The sequence below is a fragment of the Streptomyces sp. sk2.1 genome, from assembly GCF_008120935.1.
Lineage (GTDB): Bacteria > Actinomycetota > Actinomycetes > Streptomycetales > Streptomycetaceae > Streptomyces.
On the sequence record NZ_RDBO01000001.1, the window covers coordinates 1 to 9806 of the forward strand.

A 9806-nucleotide genomic window follows, 5' to 3' on the forward strand; every position below is an offset into this window, starting at 1 on the left:
CGTCCGATCCGCGTGTGGTCGGGCCGTATCGGACCCTCGCGGTGCTGGGCGAGGGAGGCATGGGCCGGGTATTACTGGCCTCCGACCCCACGGGCGGCCTCGTCGCGGTCAAACTCGTACGCGACACGTTCGCCGCCTACGACGACACCTTCCGACAACGCCTGCGCCGCGAGGCCGTCGCCGCACAAAGAATCCACAGCCCCCGCACCGCCCGGGTCATCAACGCCGACGCCGACGCCGGAGTCCCCTGGCTGGCCTACGAGTTCCACCACGGCCCCACCCTCCACCACGCCCTGACCACCACCACGACACTGCCCGAAACCACCGTGCTCCACCTCGCGGCAGGACTCGCCACCGCCCTGCACGACATCCACACCGCCCGATTCATCCACCGCGACCTGTCGACCGCCAACGTCCTGCTCACCGACAACGGACCCGTGGTCATCGACTTCGGCATCGCCAGACCGACCAACCCCACAACCGGCCCCACAACCGGAACACCCGACCGGACCCAACTCATCACCGTGACCCGCACCGGCACAGTGATCGGCAACCCGGCATACATGTCGCCCGAACAGGCAATGGGCCTGCCCGACCTCACCCCCGCCAGCGACATCTTCTCCCTGGGAACCCTCCTCGCCACAGCAGCCACCGGCCACAACCCCTTCCAGGGCACAACCAGCGAACAAACCCGCTACAACGTCATGATGGCCACCGCGGACCTCACCCAGATCCCCTCCGCACTACGCCACATCATCGAACCCTGCCTGACCCGCGACCCCGACCAACGACCCGACGCACAAACCCTCCTCACCACCATCGGCACACCACCCCCCACCCCACCCCCCTGGCCCGAAACCATCCACACACTCACCCGACAACAACACACCCAACTACGCCGCTACACCCAAACCGAACCCACCACCCTCCCCGAACCACACCACCTCGACCCCACAAAAATCTTCACAACAGAAGTGGGACCGAGCGCCGGTACCGGTCCGTCCCCTGCCGAAGAGCCCGGAGCACCCGGAGCACCCGGAGCACCCGGAGCACCCGGAGCACCCGGGAGGAAACGGCGCACCGGCCTGCACGTACTGGCCGCCGCAGTCGCCTCGGCCGTCGCCGTGGCCCTGGCCCTGGTTGTCCCCTGGCCGACCACCGGTGACGACGGTGAAGCCGCGCCGGAGAAACCGGCCGAAGCCGCAGCCGACGTCTTTCCCGTCAAGGTCGAGCACGCCTACGGGGAAACAGTCGTCCGGTCCAGGCCGCAACGGGTGGCCACCTGGGGCTGGGGCGCTGCCGAGGTCGCGATCGCGCTGGGCACGTTCCCGGTCGGCATCGCCGAGGAGGAGTCCGAATCCGGCAAGGGGATGCTGCCCTGGGTCGCGCAGGCCTACGAGGACGAAGGTCTCGACGCCCCCCTCCTCTTCAGCGAGGACAGTTCGGCGAGTTGGACATTGCCCGAGGAGCAGATCGCCGCGACCGACCCCGACCTCATTCTCGCTCCGTACTCGGGCCTGACCGAGGAGCAGTACGAGCAACTCAGCGCGATCGCGCCGGTCGTGGCCCGCCCCGTGGGTGCCTCGTCGGAACCGTGGGAGGGCGTCATCACCACCACCGCGAAAGCGTTGGGCGTGGCCGCGAAGGGCAAGAAGCTGCTCGCGGAGTCCGATGCCCGGCTGGCTGAACTCGGTGAGCAGCACGGGCTCGCCGAGTCGTCCTTCGCGGTGGTCGTCAACGATCCGCCCCGGAACAGGGTCCACGTCTTCTCCGATGCCAGTCCGGTCGTCCGGGTGCTCGAAGGGTTGGGTCTGCGGTCGGCGGACTCGGTGGCCGAGCTGGATTCCGACGGCAACGGCATGATGTACACCCTGGACTACAAGGATCTGGGCCGGCTCGAATCCGATGTCGTCGTCCTGTACTCCACTACGTCCGAGTTGGCCGAACGGGATCTGGCCAGCAAGGAACTGAACGCGCTGCCGGCCTTCACGGCAGGGCGGATCGCTCAGCTGTCCGGCACCGACGAGTTCGCCTCGGCCGCCTCACCGACGGTGCTGTCGATCCGCTGGCCCGGCGGAATGCCGGTACTGGCCGAGTCCCTGGAGAAGGCGGAGGCAGTCGCGAACTGACCCCGCGTCCCCCCACCCTCATCAACGGAAGGACCTGTCTCCCATGTTCCGTCCCAGCGCCGCGCTCGTAGCCGGCCTCGTCTCCTTGGCCCTGCTGACCGCTTGTTCCGATCAGCAGGAGGACGCCCCGGCCCGGTCCGGCAGCACCGCTGGTTCCTCGGCCCCCTCCGCCGAGGCGTCGGAAGAGGGCCTGGAGAAGCAGGACGAGGTCCCCGACGAGTGGCCTCCGGAGATCCCCTTGCCTCTCGGATACAAGATTACTAATGCGGTCTCGAACCCCCAGCAGACCAACGTCCACGCCGCGCAGGTCATCGGCTTGCCCAAGGAAGCAGTGACAGCCACGCTCAACGAGTTCAAGTCCAACGGATTCACCCAGAAAGGCCTCAGCAAGGCCATGAACGACAGAGGCATCTTCCGTTTCGTGAACGAGAAGTGGCAGGTCGATCTCACTGCTGCCCCGATGGACAAGGCGGGGGAACCCACCATGGAGGACACAGGGGTCTACACGTTGCTGTACATGGTCGGCCTCGTGAAATAGCACGTTTCACCGAATCGATCAGGATCGTCGCAGGAGGCTGTCTGTGTGGGACCTGGCGTCGTCCGATCCGCGTGTGGTCGGGCCGTATCGGACCCTCGCGGTGCTGGGCGAGGGAGGCATGGGCCGGGTATTACTGGCCTCCGACCCCACGGGCGGCCTCGTCGCGGTCAAACTCGTACGCGACACGTTCGCCGCCTACGACGACACCTTCCGACAACGCCTGCGCCGCGAGGCCGTCGCCGCACAAAGAATCCACAGCCCCCGCACCGCCCGGGTCATCAACGCCGACGCCGACGCCGGAGTCCCCTGGCTGGCCTACGAGTTCCACCACGGCCCCACCCTCCACCACGCCCTGACCAACCCTCCTCACCACCATCGGCACACCACCCCCCACCCCACCCCCCTGGCCCGAAACCATCCACACACTCACCCGACAACAACACACCCAACTACGCCGCTACACCCAAACCGAACCCACCACCCTCCCCGAACCACACCACCTCGACCCCACAAAAATCTTCACAACAGAAGCGACGAACAGTCCGGGACCAGAGCCGGAACCGGGGCCAGAGCCGGAACCGGGGCCAGGGCCGGAACCGGGTGCACGGCCCTCGCGTTCGTGGCGTGCGTGGTCGGCCGTCCTCGCCCTCGCGGCGGTCGCGGTGTCCGGCGCCTTGTGGATCGCGACCACGCCGACCGACCGGGACGACACCGGCGGCGCCGGAGCCACGAGCCGGTCGGGCCCGTCCGGTGACCCGGCTGAACCCGGCCACGCCTTCGTCGATGTGTCCCGAGGCGACTGCTTTCGCAACACCGGAACCATGCAGGACATGGAATTCGAGTCGGCCGAGTGCGACAGGGGTGACGTTTTCGAGGTCCTGCGCGCTTTCGGCAACACCACCGACCGCAGCGTGTGCAACTACGTCGACCACGTCGAGTGGCGCTATTCCGTCCGCGATCCCGACGTGACGGTCTGCCTGGCGTACCGCCACGGCGACGGCGCCGCGTACAACGCGGACCGGGGCGATTGCGTCGACGACGGACCCGGGGGGACGGCGTGGACCGTGAAGCAGTGCCGGCCCTCCGGCCTCGTGGTCATCAACCGCATCGAGGGCCGGAGTTCTTCGGCCGACTGCGAGCGGGTTCCCCGCAACAAGAGGGACCACTACTTCACCGTGGAAGGGGCACCCGAACTGAACGTCCGCCTGTGCATGGGCATGATCGGACCCGGCACCTCCTGAAGCGTGTTCCGGAAGTCCCGTCCGGTACCCGACCCCGGGCACCCGGGAAGCAGGGCCGTCCGGGGCGTCACGCGCCCCGGGGGTCCGCGGCTTCCGGCTGCCGTGCTGCGGTGCAGCCCTCTCCCCCGGGGACTCCGAGGAAACGCTCGGCCCAGCTGCCCAGCTCCTCCAGGGCCGGCCGCAGGGCCTCGCCGGCGGGAGTGAGCCGGTAGGTGACGCGCAGCGGCGGGCCGGCGTCCACCTCGCGGCTCACCAGACCCGCCTCGCCGAGTTCGGCGAGGCGGTCGGAGAGCATGCGCTCGCTGATCCCGCTGACGGCGCGGCGCAGTTCGGCGAAGCGGCCCGGACCGCTCATCAGGCTGGCGAGGATCACGCCGTTCCAGCGCTTGCCCAGAAGGACGAAGACACCTTCCACCGCGCCGCCCACGCCCGCGCACTGCCCCGCATCATGCTGCCCCATCGCCATGCGGCCATGGTATCGCCCACCTCCACGGCACTTTCGAAAAGTAAGCTACTCTTACTTTGTAAGTAGCTAATGAAGCCGCTGTGTGGTGCCGGGCTGCACCGGTCCGCCGTGCCCGCGCACCCCCCGCGCGCCTCCGCGCACCCGTTTCCGAGGAGTGTTTTCCATGGCCGTTCTGCTGCACATCGACTCGTCCCTGTTCCCGCTGGAGGGCTCCGGCTCCCGTCAGGTCACCGACGCCTTCCGCAAGAGCTGGGAGGAGGCGCACCCGCAGGGCAGCGTCATCCGCCGGGACCTGGCCGCCACCCCCGTGCCGCACCTGGACGCCGCCACCGTCACCGCCGGGACCGTCCCCGCCCTGCGCGAGGAGCTCATCGCCGAATTCGAGAAGGCCGATCTCGTCCTCATCGGCGCCCCCATGTACAACTTCACGATCCCGTCCACCCTGAAGGCCTGGCTGGACCAGATCCTCCTGGTGGGGCGGACCTTCGGCGAGGGCGTGTCGCCGTCCGGCAAGCGGATCGTGATCGCGTCCTCGCGCGGCGGTTCCTACCGGCCCGGCACGCCGCGGGCCGGTTTCGACTTCGACACCAACTACCTGCGGAAGGTGCTGGGCGACGTGCTCGGCCTGCCGGTCGAGGTGATCACGCGCGAGCTGACGCTGGCCCCCGTCAACCCCGCCATGGCCGAACTGGTGCCGCTGGCCGAGGAGTCGGCACGGGAGTCGCTGGAGCGGGCCGCCGAGTCCGCCCGGGAGCACGCCGCGCTCCTGGCCTGACGCCCGGGCCCGGCGATCCCGGGGGCGACGGCCTCGGAACCGACAGTCCGGGCCCGGCGGCCCCGAACGGCCGCCTCGCGTCTCAGTCGAGCAGCGCGGTCGCCTCGACCTCGACGAGAACGTCCGGCTCGAAGAGGTGGTCGACGCCGATGAGGGAGGCCGGAGGCATGGGCAGACGGAGCCCGACCTCCTCGGCCACGGCCTCCACCCCGGCCATGAAGTCACCGATCCGCTCCGGGCTCCACCGGGTCACGTAGAACGTCAGGCGCAGCACGTCCGCGAACGACGCACCCGCGCCCGCCAGCCCGACGGACGTGTTGCGCAGCGCCTGGGCGACCTGTCCGGCCAGGTCGCCGGGCGCGACCGGGGTCCCGTCGGCCCGGCGCGCGATCTGTCCGGCGACATGGACGTGTCTCGTCCCCGTGCCCACGGCCACGTGGTGGTACGGGGCCGGCCGCAGCATGCCCCGCGGCGTGAAGTGCTGGACGGTCATGGGTGTTCCTCCTTCGAACCAGGTATCCGTAAGCTACTTAGTGGCAGAAGGACACTTCAACGAGACCAGGTTTCGCCATGGATACCGAGGACGGACTCCTCATCGGCCCCCCGCACCGCGAGCTGCTCGACCAGGTCCTCGACAAGTGGTCGCTCAGCGTCCTGGGCGAGCTCTGCGAACGCCCCTGCCGTTTCAACGAGTTGCGCCGGGCCATTCCCCGGGTCACGCAGAAGTCGCTGACCGCGACGCTCCGGCGGCTCGAACGCAACGGCGTGATCGAGCGCGAGGTCCTCTCCACCCGCCCGGTGGCGATCAGGTACCGGATCACACCGCTGGGCAAGACCCTGCGGCCTCCCGTCGACGTGCTGCTGGCGTGGGCCTCGGCGAACATGCCGGCCATCGCACGCGCGCGCGAGGACTTCGACGCGCGGGAGGAGTCGCGGCTGCTCGCGGAACTCGACGAGTAGGGCCTTCCGTTCGGGCCGGGCCGGACGGTGGGGTCCGTGCGTTCCGGCACCGTCCGGGCGATGGACCCCGGGTGGCCGGGCGTGCCACGGTGGTGCCCGATGATTCACCGACCGGACGGGGGCCGGTGACTCCCCGTGTTCCGGGGCCGGTTCGAGGAGTGGTCGCAGGGTCATGCAGCGTTTCTGGCGTTCCCCGTTCCGGCGGGCCGCCCCGGCTCCTGCCGAGGCGGCCCCGGTCGTGGAGGGAGCCGCCCCGGGGGACGCGGACCGGGGCACGGTGCCTCCGTCCGGGTCGGCTCCCGCGTCCCCCGCAGCCGACCCTGCGCGCTGGGCCCCCGGTTCGACCGTGGCCGGGCTCTACCGGGTGGACGCCCTGCTGGGCGCCGGTGGCATGGGCGAGGTCCACCGGGTGCGGCATCTCGGCTGGCAGCACGACATGGCGGTGAAGAGCCCCCGGCCCGAGCTGTGGGCGGGCGTGCGGGGCACCGAGGCGTTCCTCGAGGAGGCCCGGGTCTGGGTGGGCCTGGAGCCGAACCCGTACATCTGCGCCTGCCACTACGTGCGCGTGGTGGCGGGGGTGCCGCGGATCTTCTCCGAGTTCGCCGAGGGCGGCAGCGTCGCCGACGCGCTGCGCGGGGGCCGGATCACGACGGTGGAACAGATCCTCGACATCGGCATCCAGACGGCCTGGGGCCTGCGCGCCGCGCACCGGGCCGGTGTGGTGCACCAGGACGTCAAGCCCGCGAACATGCTGCTGGGTGCCGACGGGCGCGCGATGCTCACCGACTTCGGGCTGGCGCGCGTCCGGGCCGGTGCGGCCCCGGCCGGTGCGGTGCCGCCCGTCGTACCGGACGGGGACGGGTCGGTCCTGGTCACCCGGACCGGGCTGACCCCGGCGTACGCCTCCCCCGAGCAGATGGCGGGTTCCCGGGTCGGCCGGCGCAGCGACATGTGGTCGTGGGCCACGTCCGTGCTGGAGCTGTTCCTCGGCGAGGTCGTCTGGATGGCCGGTCCGGTGGCCGGTGAGGCGCTGCGGGCCGTCGCCCGGGAGACCGCCCCGCCCGGTCGGCCGCCGATCCCGCACGAGGTGGCCGAGCTGCTGGACGCGTGTCTGTCCGTCGACCCGGACTCCCGCCCGCCGGACATGGACGCCGTCGCCGCCCGGCTGGTCCGCGCCCACGAGGCGGAGACCGGCCGCCCCTTCCCGAGGGCCGCCGCGCCGACGGTGTCGCATCTGGCCGACGGCTGGAACAACAGGGCGCTGTCGCTGTACGACCTCGGCGAGACGGAAGCGGCCGACCGGTGCTGGCGGAAGGCCCTGGAGGCCGACCCCAGGCATCCCGGCGCCACCTTCAACCGGGGGCTGGCGCGGTGGCGGGCCGGGGAGATCACCGACACCGCCCTCGTCCGGGACCTGGAGTCGGCGCGGTCGGCGCACCCCGGCGACTCCCGTCCCCTCCATCTGCTGGGGCTCGCGCATCTGGAACGGGGCGACGCGCAGGCGGCACTCGAAGCGCTGCGCGAGGCCGGGCGGTCGGGCCCGGCCGATCCCGAGGCCGATGCCGCGCTGCGCGCCGCGACCGGGGCGGTCGAGCGTTCCGTGCCCGGCCGCACGCTCCCCGGGCACAGCACCTCGGCCCGCTCGCTCTCGGTGACCCCGGACGGCCGGTACGCACTGTCCGGCGGTTCGCAGAACGAGGTGTTCCGGTGGGACCTGGGCACCGGCGCCCGGATCGGCACGGTCGACTCCTCGGGGGGCCAGATCCTGTGCGTCGCGCTGACCCCGGACGCGGGGTCGGCCCTCGTGTGCGACGGGCCCCTGGGCAACGAACCGTCCTGGTGGGACCTGGCGAAGGAGAAGCGGCGGAGCGTCCTGAAGGGCCACACGAAACAGGTCACGACGCTGGTGCTCACCCCGGACGGCCGACACGCCCTGACCGGGTCCCGGGACCGGACGCTGCGGTGGTGGGACCTGCCTCGCGGGCGGTGCCGACGCGTCCTGACCGGCCACACCGACGAGATCTGGTCGGTGGCCGTGACCCCGGACGGCCGCCGGGCGCTGTCCGGCGGCTCCGACGGCACGGTGCGCTGCTGGGACCTCGCGACGGGGCGTTGCTCGCACACCCTGACGGGCCACGAGTGGATCTGGGCGGCCGGCATGTCGCCGGACGGGCTGCTGGGCCTGTCCGGCGGGGCGGAGGGCACCGCACGGGTCTGGGACCTCGCCGCGGGGCGCTGCGTGCAGGTCCTCGAAGGCCACTTCGACTCCGTGCAGTCCGTGGCCGTCGGCCCCGACGGACGCCACGCGCTGACGGGTTCCGCCGACGGCACGATGTGCTGGTGGGACCTCACGGACGGCCGTTGTCTGCGTACGTTCGCCGTCACCGACCAGGGCATCGAGGCGGTGGCGTTCGCCGGTCCGCGCGACGCCGTCGTCTCGTACACCGGCGGCATCGAACGGTTCCGGCTCGAATCCGGCGACCCGGCGCCGTGGAGCTACAGCCCTCCCGGCAGGGCGGAGGATCTCGGTGCGCGGGCGACGTCGTTCCGGGAGCACCTGGAGCGGTCCCGCCGGCTGGCCGGGTCGGACGATCCGGCGGGCGCGGCGGCCGCCCTCCGTTCGGCCGGGGCGGTTCCCGGTTTCGCCCGCCATCCCGAGGTCGTCGGGCTGTGGCGCCGGATCGGCCCGTCCGGCACCCGGACCGGCCTGCGCGACGTACGGCACGCCAAGGCCATCGGCGGCGAGGAGAACGGGCATCTCAGCGACGTCGCCCTCACCGGGGACGGCCGACGCGCCCTGTCGGGTGGGTGGGACAACCGGGTGCGCCTCTGGGACCTCACCACGGCGGAGTGCCTGTACGAGTTCACCGGGGCGGGTCCCGAAGGCCCGCAGTTCGCCTCCCTGCCCTTCGGCCGCCCCAACCTCTACCGGGTGCAGGCCGTGGCCATGACGCCGGACGGGCGGTTCGGTGCCGCTGCGAGCGAGCAGGGCTCCGTACAGACCTGGGACCTCACCACCGGGGCCGCGGGACGCGTCCTGCCCGACGGGAACGGCTCGGCCGAGGCCGTCGCCGTCACCCCCGACGGCCGTCGTCTCCTCGTCGGGCACCTGGACGGCACCGTACGTCTCTGGGACGCGGCCACCGGCCGGTGCCTGCACACCCTGACCGGGCACACCTCCACGACGGACGCCGTCGCCCTCACCCCGGACGGCCGGTTCGGACTCTCCGGCTCGTGGGACCTGACGGCCCGGCTGTGGGACCTCAGGACCGGCCGGTGTCTGCGGGTCATGACCGGGGCCGAGGAGCCCGTCACCGAGGTCGCCCTCACCCCGGACGGGCGCCGGGCGCTCCTCGGCGGCTGGGAGGCCGACGCGCGCTGGTTCGACGCGCGCACCGGCGAATGCCTGCGGGTCCTCACCGGGCACACCGGGGCGATCGCCTCGGTGTCCGTCACCCCGGACGGGCGCCACGGCTTCACCGCGAGCTGGGACGGGACCATGCGCTGGTGGGACCTCGGGGACGGGAGCTGTCTGCGCGCCGACCCGATCGCCGGGCACATCGGCACGGTCGACTCGGTGGCGGTCACCCCGGACGCCCAGTCCGCCCTGTCCGCGGGCACGGAGGGCACCATGCGCCTGTGGGAGTTCGACTTCCCGTCCTGAGCGGTCGGCGGCCGGGGCCGGGTGTACGGGGAC

At 71.6% G+C, this 9806-nt stretch carries 9 protein-coding genes; 6 read left to right on the top strand and 3 right to left on the bottom strand.

Translation table 11 applies throughout. The features are described 5' to 3' along the window. Window positions 1–2129, top strand: a 2129-nt coding sequence (locus tag EAO76_RS00005; RefSeq protein ID WP_222872121.1) for a serine/threonine-protein kinase, incomplete at its 5' end; no start/stop codon positions are given. A 43-nt stretch (window positions 2130–2172) separates the two neighbouring features. Continuing rightward, a complete protein-coding gene (locus tag EAO76_RS00010; protein ID WP_148831858.1) occupies window positions 2173–2667 on the top strand; it encodes a hypothetical protein in 495 nt (164 codons plus the stop codon). A 130-nt stretch (window positions 2668–2797) separates the two neighbouring features. Here the strand turns inward: EAO76_RS00010 and EAO76_RS00015 are convergent, their stop codons facing one another. Beyond that, the gene (locus EAO76_RS00015; RefSeq protein ID WP_148831860.1) at window positions 2798–3049 is read right to left on the bottom strand and encodes a hypothetical protein; all 252 of its coding nucleotides are present in this window, start codon (window positions 3047–3049) and stop codon (window positions 2798–2800) included. A gap of 439 nt (window positions 3050–3488) precedes the next feature. Here EAO76_RS00015 and EAO76_RS00020 point away from each other — a divergent pair, with 439 nt between their 5' ends. After that, window positions 3489–3908, top strand: coding sequence for a hypothetical protein (locus EAO76_RS00020; protein ID WP_222872122.1), 420 nt, complete (start codon window positions 3489–3491; stop codon window positions 3906–3908). 67 nt (window positions 3909–3975) lie between these two features. Here the strand turns inward: EAO76_RS00020 and EAO76_RS00025 are convergent, their stop codons facing one another. Then, window positions 3976–4368 (bottom strand): helix-turn-helix domain-containing protein, encoded by a 393-nt coding sequence (locus EAO76_RS00025; RefSeq protein ID WP_148831877.1) that lies wholly within the window; start codon window positions 4366–4368, stop codon window positions 3976–3978. 169 nt (window positions 4369–4537) lie between these two features. On the opposite strand from EAO76_RS00025, the gene EAO76_RS00030 reads away from it, so the two are divergent. Then, window positions 4538–5149: an FMN-dependent NADH-azoreductase gene (locus EAO76_RS00030; RefSeq protein WP_148831866.1), complete on the top strand. Its 612-nt coding sequence runs from the start codon at window positions 4538–4540 to the stop codon at window positions 5147–5149. Between the two features lie 82 nt (window positions 5150–5231). Here the strand turns inward: EAO76_RS00030 and EAO76_RS00035 are convergent, their stop codons facing one another. Then, the gene (locus tag EAO76_RS00035) at window positions 5232–5642 is read right to left on the bottom strand and encodes a RidA family protein (protein ID WP_148831869.1); all 411 of its coding nucleotides are present in this window, start codon (window positions 5640–5642) and stop codon (window positions 5232–5234) included. Between the two features lie 77 nt (window positions 5643–5719). On the opposite strand from EAO76_RS00035, the gene EAO76_RS00040 reads away from it, so the two are divergent. After that, a complete protein-coding gene (locus EAO76_RS00040) occupies window positions 5720–6109 on the top strand; it encodes a helix-turn-helix domain-containing protein (RefSeq protein ID WP_148831871.1) in 390 nt (129 codons plus the stop codon). A 172-nt stretch (window positions 6110–6281) separates the two neighbouring features. Beyond that, window positions 6282–9773, top strand: coding sequence for a serine/threonine-protein kinase (locus tag EAO76_RS00045; RefSeq protein ID WP_148831874.1), 3492 nt, complete (start codon window positions 6282–6284; stop codon window positions 9771–9773). Window positions 9774–9806 lie beyond the last annotated feature (33 nt).